This is a genomic window from Streptomyces omiyaensis (assembly GCF_014650895.1).
Classification (GTDB): domain Bacteria; phylum Actinomycetota; class Actinomycetes; order Streptomycetales; family Streptomycetaceae; genus Streptomyces; species Streptomyces omiyaensis.
Map to the genome: position 1 here is coordinate 90,820 of NZ_BMVV01000006.1, position 15,062 is coordinate 105,881.

Below are 15,062 nucleotides of genomic sequence, written 5' to 3' on the forward strand. Positions count from 1 at the left end.
GCGGAGGCCCGGGGCCCGGGGGCGGTCAGCCGACCCCCAGGCCCTCCCGGAAGCGGACGAACTGGTCCTCCGGATCGCCCGTGTAGGCCCAGGGGACCCACGCCGCCCGCTTGCCGAGCAGGCCCATCAGGTCCCGGGCCCACTCCACCTGGCCCGCGTAGCAGGCGGCGTGCGCGAGGAAGTTGAGGTCTCCGACCTCCTCCGGGGCGACCGGGAGCGCGGGGTCCCGGCCGCCGATCCAGCGGTCGTAGGTGCGCCGCAGCTCGGTCACCGCCAGCTCGTGCTTCCAGTGCTGGTCGAAGCCGCGCACCGGGCCGCGGCCCAGTGCCCCGTCGGCGATGTAGCGGTACTCCTCGACCCGCGCCACCTGCACCAGGACCGGCAGCGGCGAACCGGGCGGCGCCACCCCCGCCGCGTCGCGCGCGAAGTCGTACATGGAGCCGTGGGTGCCGTGCCAGCGCGCCGAGAGGTAGCGCAGCACCTGCACGTGCCCCTCCGTGTTGTACGGATCGCGGCGCCTCAACTCGTCGAACCAGTAGCGCAGTTCGCGGCGCGGTACGCCTCCCTCGTACAGTCTCGCCACCGACAGCAGCGAGACCCACGGCATCGGGTCGGCGGGCGCCGCCTCCGCCGCGCCCCGGCAGGCCTCGACGGCGGCGTCGATCCGGGTCCGGTCGACCGCGGCGCCCCGGCCGGCGGCGATGGCCGCGTCGAAGACCCGCACCACCTCGGTCGCGGCCCGCAGCACCGCCGCGTCCGCGCTGCGCGGCTCGGCGGCCCGCCAGGTCTCGACGGTGGAGCTGCCCGCGGCGGCGTGCGAGAGGAGCCGGATCCGGTGGGTGCGGCGGGCCCAGTCGTCGCCGGTGGCGGCGAGCAGGTCCCGGACGCCCTGCCAGCGGCCGATCACGATGTCGTGGCGGGCCTCCGTCAGCGCGCGGTCACCGAAGTCCGGGTCGAAGTCTGGCGTGAACCGCTCCCCGCGGGACCGCCTGAGGGCGCGTCGGCGTACGCCCATGGGGACCTCCTTCGGTCGGTGCGTCGGATGGTGGGGGGTCAGAAGTCCGTGGCGTAGCTCTTGTCCCGCAGGCGCGCGCCCGGGGAGACGGGGGCCGACTCGTCGGCGGCGGCCAGCGCGCGGGAGGCGTCCAGGCGGGCGGGGCGGTAGTAGTCGCTGCCCCGGCGCCAGTACACCGCCATCGGGACGAGCCCGGCGGCGAGTCCGCCGAGGCCGATGGTGAGGGCGGTGGTGGACAGCTCGCCCAGCGACTCGACGAAGGCCCACAGCATGAAGCCCGAGCCGAGCAGCGGCCACACCCCGCCCAGCAGCAGGTTCTTCGCCGACCGCAGCAGCAGGGACTTGTAGGCGACGACGGCGGCGATGCCGGCCAGGCCGTAGTAGAAGGCGATCTGGAGGCCGATCGCGGAGACCGCGTCCCGCAGGATCCGCTGGACGGAGCCGGCGGCGGCCGCGCCGGCGAAGAGGACCAGCGCGGCGGCGCCGACCGCGACGACCGCGACCCACGGGGTGTTCCAGCGGTGGTGGACCCGGCCGAGCGCGGCCGGCAGGGTGCGGTCGCGGCCCATCGCGAAGAGCGAGCGGGTGACCTGGAGCAGCGTCGTCTCCAGGGTCGCGACCGTCGACAGGACGACGGCGACGACGAGGAGCTTCCCGCCGACGCCCGGCCAGACCTCCTCGCCGAGGACGGCGAGCACGTTCGGCCCGGCGGCCAGGATCCGGTCGGCGGGCAGCAGCACGTTCACGGCGACCGTGTACGCCTCGAAGAGGAGGAAGACGAAGCCGACGCCCACGAGGGCGGCGAGCCCGGCGGTCCGCCGGCTGTCGCGGGTCTCCTCGCTGAGGTTGCTGGTGACGTCCCAGCCCCAGTAGTAGAAGGCGGCGATCAGCGCGCCCGCGGCGAAGCCCTCCGGCCCGTCGAAGTGCCCGAGGCCGAACCAGGACCAGTCGAAGGCGACGGCGTGCCCGCGGTGGGCCACCGCCGCCAGCACGAAGGCCATCAGGATCGCCATCTCGACCCCCGACATCAGGAGTTGGGCCCGCACGGTGAGCCGGGCGCCGCCGAGCACCACGCCGAGCATCAGCAGGAACCAGCAGGCGCCGACGGCGGCGGCCAGCGGGGTCGAGGCGGCGAGGTCCCGGTCGAAGAGGGCGAGGGTGAGCGCCCCCGCGGGCAGCGAGCCCGCGACCATGAAGACGGTGGCGGCGAAGACCAGCGCCCAGCCCGAGAGGAAGCCGAGGAAGGGGTGGAGCGTGCGGCCCACCCAGGAGTAGCCGGCGCCCGCGTTGACGTCGATGCGGCCGAGGCGCGCGTAGGCGAGGACGATGCCGAGCATGGGTATCGCGCAGTAGAGCAGCGCGGCCGGCCCGGCGAGCCCGACGGCCCCGGAGAGCACCGCGGTCGTGGCGGCGAGCGAGTAGGCGGGGGCGCTGCCCGCGACGGCCATGACGATCGTGTCGAAGGTGCCGAGGACGTTGGGCTGGAGCCCTCTGCCGGTGGTCGTGCGCATGTCGGTGTCCTCGGAGTCCTGGGGAGGGATGTGGGGGTCCGGACGACGGAGGGGTACGGGCGGGTAGGGAGGTGCGGAGGGCGGGGCGGCCCGGTCGGCGGGCCGGTCGGCCGGCCGGGCGCGGGCGCGGACGGGGGGCGGGCGCTGATCACGCCGGGGCGGTCGAGCGCATCGTAGTCGCCCCGGTGGGATCCGGTAACGGTGGCAGGAGGGTTCGGTTCCGTGACCGCCGGTAAGTCCTCCCACGCGCCCCCGCGCACCGTTCCGGAGGGGGTTTATCCCAGCTCGGGACCGGCGATGGCGCGGGCCGCGCGGACCTCCTGGCGGAGCGGCGCGAGGACGCCGTCCTCGTCTCCGGGCAGCTCCGTGCGGACCGGGACGAGGGTCTCCGAGGCGCGCAGCCCCTCGGCCAGCTCCCGCAGCTCGCGGGCGACCGCCGCGACCTCCGCCGGGTCCGGCGGCGGGGCGCCGTGCGCGACCCGGATCCGGGCGGCCGTGGTGGCGTCCACGATCCTCTCGACGGCGATCGCCAGCGGCCACCAGGCGGCGGCGCGGGTGCCGGTCGGCGGCGGCTCGGTGAGGGCCCGCTGGAACTCGGAGCGGACCGCCGACAGGTCCCGGTACAGCTTGCGGCGGGCCCGCAGCCGGCCCGCGTCGGCGCCGGGGCCCGCGGCGGCACCGGAGCCGAAGGCGCGGTCCACGTAGGCGGCGGTGTCGGCGACCGCGTCGGCGAGCCGGTCGCCGATCCGGCTGTGCCACGACTCCGGCCACAGCAGGTAGCCGGCGACGAGCGCGATGGCGCAGCCGATGAGGGAGTCGTACAGCCGGGGCAGGACGAGGTCGAAGCCCTGCTGGTTGAGGGCGTCGGAGAGGAGCAGGATGACCGGGGTGATGGCCGCCGTCTGGAAGGCGTACCCCTTCGCCGACCAGGCGGGGATGAGCCCGGCGAGCACCGCCATCACCGGCACGTCCCACCAGCCGCGGGGCACCTCGGCCAGCACCAGCGCGGCCGCGACCAGGCCCAGGCAGGTGCCGACGGCGCGCAGCACGGCCCGGGAGAAGACCGAGCCGAAGTCCGGCTTCATCACGAAGGTGACGGTGAGCGCCACCCAGTACGAGCGGGGCACCGCGACCAGCGACACCAGCGCCTGGGCGAGGCCGATGCAGAGCGCGAGCCGGAGCCCGTACCGCCAGGACGGCTCGGAGAGCAGCATGGTGCGGGCGGCGCGGCGGGCGCGGACGGTGAGCGCGGCGGGGCGGCCGAGCCGGTCGTCGACGTCGTAGGGGTCGGGCTCGGCCTCGTGGACGACGGTGACGGCGTGCCGGAGGGCCTGCTCGACGGCCTTCTCCGCGGGCCGCGTCGACGGCGGGAGCTCCGGTTCCCGGTGGTCGGTCCGGCCCGTCTCCACCGCGTCGGCCAGGTCGCGGACGGTCGCGGCGACGGCGGGCGGCAGCGGGCCGTGCAGCCGGGCCCGCAGGTCGGCGGCGGGCGCGGCGTCGAGCAGCGGGATCAGCACGTTGAGCTGGGCGAGCAGCCGGGCCAGCGAGGAGGTGCGGCCGTGCTGGCGGGTGCGGCGGGCCAGGATCAGGTCGTACGACTGGTTGAGCGAGGCGGTGACCGCGTGCCGCTTCTCCTGGTACGCCTCCGAGCCCGCCGCCTCGTACAGTTCGGCGACCGTCCGGTAGGTCGCCGCCACCGCGGCCCGCTCCGGCGCGGCCCGCCGCAGGGGCCAGCCGAGCAGCGTCAGCACCAGCACGACGAGGCCGCCGGCGGTCAGCAGCAGCGGCGCCTTCCACCACGGGTCGGGCATCGGCAGGCCCGCGCCGACCACGGCGTTCAGGAGCAGCAGCAGGCCGGAGGCGGAGGCGACCGCGCCGATCGAGGAGATCATCCCGGAGACGAGCGCGACGAGGGTGAGCGTCGCGACCGCGATCCAGCCGTGCCCGAAGACGAGCGTGCCGAGGGTGACGCCCAGCGCGCCGAAGAGCTGCGGGACGGCGATGTTGAAGACGCGCATCCGGTAGGCGTCGGCGGTGTCCCCGATGACACCGGAGAGCGCGCCCATCGAGACGAGCGCGCCGTATTCGGGCCGGCCCGCGGCCAGTCCGACGGCGAGCGGCGCCGACAGGGCGAGGGAGGCGCGGGCGACGGCCGCCCAGGGGACGGGGACGGGGGCGGGGCGCAGCCCCGCGGTCAGCCACGCGGGCGGCGCGAGCAGCCCCTTCTCCCGCTCTTCTCTGCCCATGGGCCCAACCTACGCGGGGCCCCCGGGTTCAGTTGCGGTAGGACTCGACCTCGGGGCCCGGCCGGAGGGCGGCGGTGTCGGGGTCCTCGCCGAACTCCTCCTTCGCGCGGCGCTGCCGGAGGAGGTCCCAGCACTGGTCCAGGCGGACCTCGAGGGCGGCGAGGCGTTCGCGCTCCTCGGGGAGGAGGCCGCCGGTGCGTCCGCGCAGGGCGCGCTCCTCCTCCACGAGCGCGCCGATGTCGTCGAGGATCTGCTCGTTGTCCATGTCCCCAGCGTCGCCGATCAGCGCCCGTCGTGCAGGTCGAGGTCGGCGAGGACGGCCCGGTGGTCGCTGCCCGCGAGGGCGGGGAAGCGGGTGGCGACGGCGGCGAGGTCGGGGGTGGTGAGGACGTGGTCGATCTGGACGTACGGCGGCAGGGGGCCCTCGGCGGGCCAGGTGGGGGTGCGGGAGGCGCCGGTGACGCGGGCCGCGTCGAGGAGCGGGCCCGCGGCGGCGAGGGAGCGGAGGGCGGCGTGGTCCTGGGAGGCGTTGAAGTCGCCGGCGACCAGCAGGGTCCCGCCGGCCGGGCGGGCGGCCACGGTGTCCCGGAGGCGGCCCAGTTCCCGCTTCCACAGGGCGACCTGGCCGGGCAGCGGCGGCATCGGGTGCGCCAGCTGGAGACGGACGGGCCGGCCGGCGACGGTCGCGGTGGCGCCGGGCATGCCCATGGTGGAGGGCACCACGGACCGGTCGCGCAGCGGGTAGGCGCTGAGCAGCACGGACCCGGCGGAGCCCGCCGCGTCGACCGACACCCGGTGCGGGAGCGTCCCGGAGAGCGCGGCGGTGAGCGCGCGCCCGCAGGCGGGGTCGCACTCGGAGACGTACAGGAGCTGCGGCCGCTCCCGGCGCGCGAGGTCGATGAGCGCGGCGGTGGCCTGGCCGAACTCGACGTTCGCGGCGATGACGCGGATCCGGGCGACCGGGGTGCCGTGCGTGACGGCGGGCAGCGGCGTGTACGGCAGCGACGCCCAGACGGTGGCGAGGAGGACGAGCACCGCGAGGTAGGCCGGCACCCGGCGGCGGGAGGCGGCCGCGAGGAGCAGCCCGAGTCCGGCGGGGGCGGTCGCCCAGGGCAGGAAGGAGAGGAGCTGGGGCAGGGGCGTGACGCCGTCGGTGTCGAGCGCCCGGCAGCCGGCGAGGACCGCCGGGAGGGCCAGCAGCAGCCCGGCGGCCCAGACGAGCGCACGGGTGCGGCGCCTGGGCCGGAGGGGCGGGGGCGGGGCCGGGAGCGGGGCCCGGGGGGTGCCGGTGTCCCGGGGCGTGCCGGTCGCGTCGGTGAGGGCTCGGTCCACGGCCTCAGTGTCGCAGGGCCTGCGCGATCTCCGCGGTCGTCGCTCCGGAGAGCGTCCGATTGCTGCGCGCCGTACCGGACTTGGAGGCCTTGGCCCCGACGCCGTCGATCGTGAGGAAGACCGTGTCGAGGAGGTTCCCGCCGTCGTCCCTGAAGGTGACCACGACCGCGTAGTCGGCGGTCGTGTCGAGGGGGTTGGTGGCGGTGATCGTGGCGACCGTGCGGTCCCCGTCGACCGAGGTCGCCCCGGCGTCGACGTCGCCGGAGGCGTTCACGCCGTCCTTGACCTGGTCCATCTTCTGCTGCGCGGCCGAGGCGACGGCGGCGGTCGCCGAGGAGACGATGTCGCCGGCGGCCTCCTTGGCGGCGTCGCAGCCGGTGGCCGCGCCGGTGACGGCGAGGGCCAGGAGGGCCGCGCCCGCCGCCCGCCGCAGCCGGGCGCGGGGTGGTGGGTTCATCGTTCGCCCTTCCCTCCGGCCGGTCAGTACCGCTCGCCGGGGCCGTACGCGTCGTCCGTGGCGAGGGCCCAGATCACGAAGATCGAGATGGCCATCGAGAAGAGCGCCCACCACGGCTGGTAGGGCAGGAAGAGGAACTGGAGCAGGACGTTGAGGGAGGCCAGGCTGATGCCGGCGACGCGGCCCCACTCGGCGCCCTTGAGGATCCCGTAGCCGGCGATCGCGACGACGATGCCGACGATCAGGTGGATCCAGCCCCAGGTGGTCAGGTTGAACTTGAAGACGTAGTCGCCGACGCGGGTGTAGACGTCGTCCTCGGCGATGCCGGCGATGCCCTGGAAGACGTCCATGATGCCGGTGACCAGCATGAGGACGCCGGCGAAGAGCGTCCCGCCGGAGGCCCACGCCCCGGACGAGCTCTGCTTCGGGGGGCGGGGTGAGGCGGCCGGGCGCGGAGGCGTGCTGTTCTGGCTCATGGCCCCATCCTGGGAGGAATCACCCGAATTCGACCTTCCGGCTACGCCGGACGAGTGAAGGGGTGCGGGAGGGGCGCGGGAAGAAGTGTTCTTGCTCCTCGCATTCTGGATGGATAAGGTCCAGGATCATGAGGATGAACGAAGGCGTGGAGTGGGCGCTCCACAGCTGTCTCAACCTGGCCTGGATCGGCCCCGGGCGGGCGGTCACCGCGGCCCGGCTCGCGGCCTATCACGAGCTGCCCGCCGCGTACCTCAACAAGCAGCTCCAGGCGCTCGTCCGGGCCGGCATCCTCATCTCGGCCTCCGGCCCCAAGGGCGGCTTCCGGCTCGCCCGCGACCTCGACCGGATCACCCTCATGGACGTCGTCACCGCCCTGGAAGGGCCTGAAGAGGCGTTCCGCTGCACCGAGATCCGGCAGCGGGGACCGGGCGCGGGCCCCACCGGGGGGCGCGCCCCCGAGTGCGCCATCGCCGGCGCGATGGGCCGCGCCGACCTGGCCTGGCGCCGCGAACTCGCCGCGCAGACCCTGGACGCCGTCCGCGAGCGCGCCGAACGCCAGGCGCCGGACGCCCCGGACCGGATCCGGCGGTGGTTCGCCGACGTGGCGTGAGGGGCGTGAGGGAAGGGCGGGAGGGAAGGGCGTGAGGCAGGGCGGGAGGGAAGGGCCGGGGGGAGGGAATTCCCGGCCCCCGCCGGACCTTGATCCTGGATACGGAACATCGAGGAAAACTCTGAGCGGAAGGAACCACCCGTCATGACCGATCAGCGCGCTCTCACCAACCCGCCCACCCTCCACGACCCCACCCCCTTCGGCTACAGCCACGCCGCCTCCGCCCCCGGCGAACTCGTCTTCATCGGCGGGCAGTACGCCTCCGACGCCACCGGCGCACCCGTCCCCGGCGACTTCGCCGACCAGGTCGCGCTCTCCCTCACCCACCTCCGGCACGCCCTCGAAGGGGCCGGCCTCGGCTACGAGCACGTCGTCCGGCTCGGCTCGTACGTCGTCGACCACGACCTCGGGAAGCTGGAGGTGCTCGGGAAGGCGCTGCACGGGGCCTTCGGGGACCGGCTGCCCGCGCAGACCCTCAGCGGCGTCGCCTCGCTCGCCCTGCCGGGGATGCTCTTCGAGATCGACGCGGTCGCCGTGCGGCCCGCCGGCTGAACGCGGCCGGGACGGGCTGATCCACTTGCGGGGCGCCGGTGACGGGTGTGCCCTGGAGGATGCAGCAGCAGGGGGGCGACACGAAGGAGCTCCTGCCATGGCCGCACACGCAGCGGTACCCGCACGGCGTTCCGTGGAACTGCACGGCGCCGTCCTGCCCGCCGTCATCGGCATCCTCTACGGCCTCTGGGCCGCCACCGTCTCGCGGCACGGCGGAGCACTCACCTGGGGCCAGCTCTGGCTCGGCGTCGTCTCCGCCCTCGCCCTCGGCGGCGGCCTGTGGGCCCTGCGCACCTACGGGCACGTCCTCCCGCGCGAGGCGCGTTCCGTGGCGTGGGGAGCGCTCGCCGGCGCCGCGACCGGCTTCCTCTACAGCCTCTCCGGGGCGAGCGTCCTGTCGTCGAGCGGGCTCGGGCTCGCGACGGCGATCGCCGTGGGCGCCGGGTGCTTCTACCTCTTCTACACGCACGAGGACGCCGCCGGTCACCCCGCTCCGTACTGACCGGCACCCCGCTCGGTACGGTCCGCCGCCCGCTCCGTACCGACCGGCCCTCCGTACCGACCGGCCCTCCGTCCTGCCCGGCCCCCGTGCCGCCCCCCGGCCCCCGTGCCGCCCCCCGGCCCCCGTGCCGCCCTCCGGCACGGGGCCGTGTCCCTCCCCGGACTGCGCCCGCGCCCGTCCCGCAGCAGACTGGAGGGTGACGTCCGGCAGCAGGGAGGCCGTGGATGACCGGGAACAGCGCCTTCGCGGTGGAGACCGAGGACCTCGTGAAGGTCTTCGGGAAGAACCGGGCCGTCGACGGCGTCGACCTGCGGGTGCCCGCCGGGACGGTGTACGGACTGCTCGGGCCCAACGGCGCCGGGAAGACCACCGCCGTCAAGATGCTCGCCACCCTGCTCCGGCCCGACGGCGGCCGCGCCCGCGTCTTCGGGCACGACGTCGTCGCGGAGGCCGACACCGTCCGGGGCCGGGTCAGCCTCACCGGCCAGTACGCCTCCGTCGACGAGGACCTGACCGGCACGGAGAACCTCGTCCTGCTGGCCCGGCTGCTCGGGCACGGCAGGCCGGCCGCCCGCGACCGGTCCGCCCAGCTGCTCGACGCGTTCGGGCTCGCGGAGGCCGCCGACCGGCAGGTGAAGAACTACTCGGGCGGCATGCGGCGGCGCATCGACATCGCCGCGTCCATCCTCAACACCCCGGACCTGCTCTTCCTCGACGAGCCGACCACCGGTCTCGACCCGCGCAGCCGCAACCAGGTCTGGGACATCGTGCGGGCCGTCGTCGCGCAGGGCACGACCGTCCTCCTCACCACCCAGTACCTCGACGAGGCCGACCAGCTCGCCTCCCGGATCGCCGTCATCGACCACGGCAAGGTGATCGCCGAGGGCACGAAGGGCGAGCTGAAGGCGTCGGTGGGCTCCGGCTCCGTGCACGTGCGGCTCCGGGACGCGGAGCAGCGGCCCCGGGCCGAACGGGTCCTGGCGGGCGCGTTGCGGGCCGCCGTCCAGCTCGACCCCGACCCGGTCGCACTGACCGCCACCGTCAACGGGCACGGCACCGACCTCGGCGCCTCCGAACAGGCCGCCCGCGCCCTCGCCGAGCTGGCCCGCGCCGGGATCACCGTCGACAACTTCGCCCTCGGCCAGCCGAGCCTGGACGAGGTCTTCCTCGCCCTCACCGACCGGAAGGGGTCGGCCGCATGAGCATCGGAACGTCCGGCGACACCGAGACCGCAGCGGTCCCGGCCACCACCGCCACCGCCACCGGGGCCGAACTCGCCGAGCCCCGGGCCGACGAGCTCGCCGCCCTGCTCGTGGGACAGGAGCGGCCGCCCCGGCCCGGGGCGCTCTCCGCGTCGTTCACCTTCGGCTGGCGGGCGATGCTGAAGATCAAGCACGTGCCGGAGCAGCTGTTCGACGTGACGGCGTTCCCGATCATGATGGTGCTGATGTACACGTACCTCTTCGGGGGCGCGCTGGCCGGATCGGTCTCGGCGTACATCCAGTTCCTGCTGCCCGGCATCCTCGTGATGTCCGTCGTCATGATCACGATGTACACCGGCGTCTCGGTCAACACCGACATCGAGAAGGGCGTCTTCGACCGCTTCCGCACGCTGCCGATCTGGCGGCCCGCGCCGATGGTCGGCTACCTCCTCGGCGACGTCGTGCGCTATCTGATCGCCTCCGCCGTGATGCTGAGCGTCGGGCTCCTCATCGGCTACCGTCCGGACGGCGGGATCGTGGGGGTGCTGCTCGGGGTCGCGCTGCTGCTGGTCTTCTCGTTCTCGTTCTCGTGGATCTGGACCATGTTCGGACTGCTGCTGCGCAGCGAGAAGTCCGTCATGGGCGTCAGCATGATGGTGATCTTCCCGCTGACCTTCCTCTCCAACGTCTTCGTCGACCCGAAGACCATGCCGGGCTGGCTCCAGGCCTTCGTCAACAACAGCCCGGTGACCCACCTGGCGACGGCGGTGCGGGAACTGATGGCCGGCAACTGGCCGGCGGCGGACATCGCCTGGTCCCTGGGGTGGTCGGTGGTCTTCGTCGCGGTGTTCGGCGCCGTCACGATGCGGCTCTACAACCGCAAGTGAGCCCCGCCGGAACAGGAAGGGGAACCCCGCGTCCCGAGGGGAGCCCCCGCGCCCTACCGGCCCCGGGGCGTCTTCTGCTGCACGGCCCAGCGGTTGCCGTCCGGGTCCGCGAAGTGGACGAAGGAGCCCCACGGCCGGTCGTCGATCGCGCCGACGTCGACGCCGCGGCCGGTCAGTTCGGCACGGGCGCGCTCGATGTCGTCGACGACGACCTGCATGTTGTCGAGGGAGCCCGGCGCCATCTCCGTGATGCCCTTCCCGAAGGCGATCGAGCAGGCCGAGCCGGGCGGGGTCATCTGCACGAAGCGGACGTCCTCGCTGACGGTCACGTCGTGGTCGGCGTGGAAGCCGACCTTCTCGTAGAAGGCCTTGGCCCGGTCGACGTCGGTCACCGGGACGCCGATGAGTTCGAGTTTGATGTCCATGAGGGCATCCTCCGCCGGGACGCGGCCCTCCGCACGGCGGAGCATCGCCCTGCGTGACGGCCCCCTCCGCGGGAGGTTGACCTTCCCCCGCGGGGAAGGCCCAGCATCGGCGGTGCCGGGCGGACGACCGCCCGGCGCAGGGAAGGCACAGGGAAGGGGACGGCACGTGGCGGAAGCGGCCCTCACCATCGGCGACTTCGCCCGCGCGACCGGGCTCTCCGCGAAGGCGCTGCGGCGCTACGACGCACTCGGACTGCTGCGGCCCGACCGCGTCGACCCGTACACCGGCTACCGGTACTACGACGGCGGCCAGACCGAACGGGCCCGGCTGATCGCCTGGCTGCGGCGGATCGGCATGCCGCTCGCCGACATCGGGCGGGTGTGCGCGCTGCACGCCGCGGACCCGGACGGCGCGGCCCGCGCGATCCGCGCCCACTGGGCCTCCGTCGAGGCCGAGACCTCGGCGCGCCGCGGCCTCGCGGCCTCCCTGCTGGCCCACGTGAAGGGAACCGGCACCGCCATGACGAAGGACCCCTCGTACGTACTCTCCGGCACGTCCCTCCTCGACCGGGGACTCGTCCGCACCGAACAGCAGGACGCCGTCCACGCGTCGCCGCGGCTCGTCGCCGTCGCCGACGGGTACGGCCCCGAGGGCGGGCGCGCCGCGCGGGCGGCGATCGACGCGCTGTCGCTGGCGCTGCCGGCGCCGTCCGTGCCGCACGAGCGGGCCGGGGACGGCCTCAACGCCCTGGAGGACGGCTTCCGGGCCGCCGCCGAGGCCGTCGCGGAGCTCGACGGATCCTCCGGTACGACGCTCACCGCCGCGCTGCTCGCCGGCAACCGGCTCGTCGTCGCCCACCTCGGGGACTCGCGGGCCCTCCTGCTGCGGGACGGGCGGTCGCGGCAGCTCACCCGGGACGACACGGTCGTCCAGGCGCTCGTCGAAGCCGGGGAGCTGGTGCCCGGGGAAGCGGCCGGACGGCCGGACCGGGCGCTGCTGCTGAAGGCGCTGGAGGGCGGGGGCGGGGGTGCGGTGCCCGCGCCCGCGCTGACCGTGCACGACGTACGGCCCGGAGACCGGCTGCTGCTGTGCACGGACGGGCTCTGGGCGGTGGTGCCGGCGGAGGCGGTGGCGCGCGCGGCGGCCTCGGGCACGCCGGGCGGGGCGGCCCGTGCGCTGCTGGACCTGGCCCGTGCCCACGGCGCCCCCGACAACCTCTCCCTCACCCTCACCGACCCCACCCCCCACTGACCCCGCCCCCGCCGCACGGCGCCCCTCCTCCGCGGGGCGGCGGGTGCGGTGCCGCCGGCGGGGCGGGGGCGGTCAGGCGGGGGCGCCTCGGACGACGACGACCGGGCAGGGCGCGTGCTGGGTGACGTGGGTGGAGACGGACCCCAGGACCGCCGCCTTGAAGCCGCTGTACCCCCGGTCACCGACCACCAGCAGCGCCGCTCCCGCCGCCTGGTCGATCAGCGCCTGCGCCGCGTTGCCGCCGACGACGGTGCGGGTGGTGGCGGCCGCCTGCTCGGGGGTGAGCGCCTCTTCGAGGGACTGGTCGAGGATCTGCTTGGCCAGCCGTTCCGGGTCGAACTCCGGTGGCACGCCCGGCATCAGCGTCGCCCAGGAGGCGGGGTACTCCCAGCTGATCACCGCGTGGAGCGTGCCCCCGGTGAGGGCGGCCTGGGCGGCCGCCCACTTCAGCGCTTCCAGGGACGGTTCCGAGCCGTCCACGCCCACCACGATCCTGCCGCCGGCCATCGCCGACCTCCGTCCGTCGTCGGGAACTACCCTCCACAACGTAACAAACCGGTCAGTCGAGCCGGAGGTCGGCCAGCTGCTTCGCGAAGGGGACGACCTCGTCCGCGTCGACGGAGTCGCCCTTGCGGTCGGCCACCGCCGCGACCAGCGTCGCGAACTCCTCGCCCGCCCGGGTGATCCGGTGCGGCAGGCCCTCGGTGTACTCGTCGCCGCCGGTGCCCCAGTCCTCCGAGGCCGCGTAGACGGCGGTCGGGGCGGTCCGGGCCCGCAGGTAGGCGAAGAGCGGGCGCAGGGCGTGGTCGAGGACGAGGCTGTGGCGGGCGGTGCCGCCGGTGGCGCCGAGGAGGACCGGCGTGCCGGTGAGCGCCGTCGGGTCGACCAGGTCGAAGAAGGACTTGAAGAGGCCGCTGTAGGAGGCGGTGAAGACGGGCGTCACCGTGATGACGCCGTCCGCGGCCGTGACCTTGTCGATGGCCTCCCGGAGCGCCTCCGAGGGGAAGCCGGTGACGAAGTTCTTCGCGATGTCCACGGCGAGGCCGCGCAGTTCGAGGACCTCGACGTCGACGGCGTACTCCTGCTCGGCGAGCCGGTAGCGGGTGGCCTGGACGAGGCGGTCGGCGAGCAGCCGGGTGGAGGAGGGGCTGCTCAGGCCGGCCGAGACGGCGACGAGCTTCAGGGTGCGCACGGGGGTCACGCCTCCTTCTTCGCGGTGACGGCGGGGTGGAGCGGGGCGGTGGCGGGGACGTCCGCCGGGCGGAGGTTCGCGAACTCCTTGCGGAGGACGGGGACGACCTCCTCGCCGAGGATGTCGAGCTGTTCCAGGACGGTCTTCAGGGGCAGTCCGGCGTGGTCGACGAGGAAGAGCTGGCGCTGGTAGTCGCCGACGTACTCGCGGAAGGAGAGGGTGCGCTCGATGACCTCCTGCGGGGAGCCGACGGTCAGCGGGGTCTGGCTGCTGAACTCCTCCAGGGAGGGGCCGTGGCCGTAGACCGGCGCGTTGTCGAAGTGCGGGCGGAACTCCCGTACCGCGTCCTGCGAGTTCTTCCGCACGAAGACCTGGCCGCCGAGGCCGACGATCGCCTGCTCGGGGGTGCCGTGGCCGTAGTGCGCGTACCGCTGCCGGTAGAGGCGGACCATCTTCTCGGTGTGCTGCTTGGGCCAGAAGATGTGGTTGGCGAAGAAGCCGTCGCCGTAGTACGCGGCCTGCTCGGCTATCTCGGGGGAGCGGATGGAGCCGTGCCAGACGAACGGCGGGACGCCGTCGAGCGGGCGCGGGGTGGAGGTGAAGCCCTGGAGGGCGCTGCGGAACTTGCCCTCCCAGTCGACCACGTCCTCCCTCCACAGCTTGTGGAGCAGCGCGTAGTTCTCGATGGCGAGCGGGATGCCCTGGCGGATGTCCTGCCCGAACCACGGGTACACCGGGCCGGTGTTGCCGCGGCCCATCATCAGGTCCACGCGTCCGTCGGCGAGGTGCTGGAGGGTGGCGTAGTCCTCGGCGATCTTCACCGGGTCGTTGGTGGTGATGAGGGTCGTGGACGTGGAGAGGACCAGGTTCTCCGTGCGGGCCGCGATGTGCCCGAGGAGGGTCGTGGGGGAGGACGGGACGAACGGCGGGTTGTGGTGCTCGCCGGTCGCGAAGACGTCGAGCCCGACCTCCTCCGCCTTGAGCGCGATGGCGACCGTGTTCTTGATGCGCTCGTGCTCGGAGGGGGTGCGGCCGGTGGTGGGGTCGGCCGTCACGTCGCCGACGGTGAAGATCCCGAACTGCATCGTGGTCACCTCTCGCGTTCCATTCTCGGTAGTGGTTGAAGCTTAAACTATCCCGTCCAACGGTGCCAGCCGCCCCCGTATTCCGGCCCCCGGTCCGTCCCCCGCCGGCCCCCGGTCCGCCCCTCCCGCCGCCGTACCCTGGACGCCATGACCGAGAAGGCGCACGACGACGAGGGCTGGAAGGAGCGGGGCGTGATGCTCCGCGTCTTCGTGTACGTCTTCGCCACCCACGCCTTCGCCGGCTTCGTCTGGCTCCTCTTCTACGTCGGGCAGAACGCGCAGAAATGACACCGGGCGCCCGGCCACCCGCCCGGAAG

Annotated in this window: 18 protein-coding genes; 7 read left to right on the plus strand and 11 right to left on the minus strand. The window is 74.4% G+C overall.

Annotated features, from left to right (window positions below):
- Positions 1-25: 25 nt before the first annotated feature.
- The 7 genes from IE287_RS12120 to IE287_RS12150 form a co-directional block, all read right to left on the minus strand.
- Positions 26-1,015 (minus strand): hypothetical protein, encoded by a 990-nt coding sequence (locus IE287_RS12120; RefSeq protein WP_189848994.1) that lies wholly within the window; start codon positions 1,013-1,015, stop codon positions 26-28.
- 38 nt (positions 1,016-1,053) lie between these two features.
- Positions 1,054-2,526: an APC family permease gene (locus tag IE287_RS12125; RefSeq protein WP_189848995.1), complete on the minus strand. Its 1,473-nt coding sequence runs from the start codon at positions 2,524-2,526 to the stop codon at positions 1,054-1,056.
- A gap of 275 nt (positions 2,527-2,801) precedes the next feature.
- Positions 2,802-4,772 (minus strand): FUSC family protein, encoded by a 1,971-nt coding sequence (locus IE287_RS12130; RefSeq protein WP_189848996.1) that lies wholly within the window; start codon positions 4,770-4,772, stop codon positions 2,802-2,804.
- 28 nt (positions 4,773-4,800) lie between these two features.
- Positions 4,801-5,037 (minus strand): DUF2630 family protein, encoded by a 237-nt coding sequence (locus IE287_RS12135; protein ID WP_189848997.1) that lies wholly within the window; start codon positions 5,035-5,037, stop codon positions 4,801-4,803.
- 17 nt (positions 5,038-5,054) lie between these two features.
- Positions 5,055-6,104 carry an endonuclease/exonuclease/phosphatase family protein gene (locus IE287_RS12140; protein WP_189848998.1) on the minus strand — a complete coding sequence of 350 codons (1,050 nt, stop codon included), beginning with the start codon at positions 6,102-6,104 and terminating at the stop codon, positions 5,055-5,057.
- A 4-nt stretch (positions 6,105-6,108) separates the two neighbouring features.
- A complete protein-coding gene (locus tag IE287_RS12145) occupies positions 6,109-6,561 on the minus strand; it encodes a hypothetical protein (protein WP_189848999.1) in 453 nt (150 codons plus the stop codon).
- Between the two features lie 23 nt (positions 6,562-6,584).
- Positions 6,585-7,037 (minus strand): DUF7144 family membrane protein, encoded by a 453-nt coding sequence (locus IE287_RS12150; protein ID WP_189849000.1) that lies wholly within the window; start codon positions 7,035-7,037, stop codon positions 6,585-6,587.
- Positions 7,038-7,165: 128 nt separating this feature from the next.
- Between IE287_RS12150 and IE287_RS12155 the strand changes: the two genes are divergently transcribed.
- The 5 genes from IE287_RS12155 to IE287_RS12175 all read left to right on the plus strand — a co-directional run bounded on the left by IE287_RS12155 (position 7,166) and on the right by IE287_RS12175 (position 10,791).
- Positions 7,166-7,648, plus strand: a complete 483-nt coding sequence (locus IE287_RS12155) for an RrF2 family transcriptional regulator (protein ID WP_506004969.1) — start codon at positions 7,166-7,168, stop codon at positions 7,646-7,648.
- Between the two features lie 144 nt (positions 7,649-7,792).
- Positions 7,793-8,200, plus strand: a complete 408-nt coding sequence (locus IE287_RS12160; RefSeq protein WP_189849001.1) for a RidA family protein — start codon at positions 7,793-7,795, stop codon at positions 8,198-8,200.
- A gap of 97 nt (positions 8,201-8,297) precedes the next feature.
- Entirely contained in the window at positions 8,298-8,702 is a 405-nt protein-coding gene (locus tag IE287_RS12165; protein WP_189849002.1) for a hypothetical protein, read from the plus strand.
- A gap of 224 nt (positions 8,703-8,926) precedes the next feature.
- Complete coding sequence (locus tag IE287_RS12170; RefSeq protein WP_189849003.1) at positions 8,927-9,904, plus strand: ATP-binding cassette domain-containing protein; 978 nt, start codon at positions 8,927-8,929, stop codon at positions 9,902-9,904.
- A complete protein-coding gene (locus IE287_RS12175) occupies positions 9,901-10,791 on the plus strand; it encodes an ABC transporter permease (protein ID WP_189849004.1) in 891 nt (296 codons plus the stop codon). The genes IE287_RS12170 and IE287_RS12175 overlap by 4 nt, the downstream gene beginning before the upstream one ends.
- Before the next feature lie 53 nt (positions 10,792-10,844).
- Here the strand turns inward: IE287_RS12175 and IE287_RS12180 are convergent, their stop codons facing one another.
- Positions 10,845-11,216: a VOC family protein gene (locus IE287_RS12180; protein ID WP_189849005.1), complete on the minus strand. Its 372-nt coding sequence runs from the start codon at positions 11,214-11,216 to the stop codon at positions 10,845-10,847.
- Between the two features lie 166 nt (positions 11,217-11,382).
- Here IE287_RS12180 and IE287_RS12185 point away from each other — a divergent pair, with 166 nt between their 5' ends.
- Positions 11,383-12,468 (plus strand): MerR family transcriptional regulator, encoded by a 1,086-nt coding sequence (locus IE287_RS12185; protein WP_229883431.1) that lies wholly within the window; start codon positions 11,383-11,385, stop codon positions 12,466-12,468.
- A gap of 72 nt (positions 12,469-12,540) precedes the next feature.
- Here the strand turns inward: IE287_RS12185 and IE287_RS12190 are convergent, their stop codons facing one another.
- From IE287_RS12190 to IE287_RS12200, 3 genes are read right to left on the minus strand one after another with little or no spacing between them, the layout of a single operon-like run.
- Positions 12,541-12,975, minus strand: a complete 435-nt coding sequence (locus tag IE287_RS12190) for a universal stress protein (RefSeq protein WP_189849006.1) — start codon at positions 12,973-12,975, stop codon at positions 12,541-12,543.
- A 52-nt stretch (positions 12,976-13,027) separates the two neighbouring features.
- Positions 13,028-13,660, minus strand: a complete 633-nt coding sequence (locus IE287_RS12195) for an FMN reductase (protein ID WP_189849007.1) — start codon at positions 13,658-13,660, stop codon at positions 13,028-13,030.
- A gap of 5 nt (positions 13,661-13,665) precedes the next feature.
- Positions 13,666-14,745 carry an LLM class flavin-dependent oxidoreductase gene (locus IE287_RS12200; RefSeq protein ID WP_189849233.1) on the minus strand — a complete coding sequence of 360 codons (1,080 nt, stop codon included), beginning with the start codon at positions 14,743-14,745 and terminating at the stop codon, positions 13,666-13,668.
- Between the two features lie 147 nt (positions 14,746-14,892).
- Here IE287_RS12200 and IE287_RS12205 point away from each other — a divergent pair, with 147 nt between their 5' ends.
- Positions 14,893-15,033: a DUF6126 family protein gene (locus IE287_RS12205; RefSeq protein WP_189849008.1), complete on the plus strand. Its 141-nt coding sequence runs from the start codon at positions 14,893-14,895 to the stop codon at positions 15,031-15,033.
- Positions 15,034-15,062: the final 29 nt, after the last annotated feature.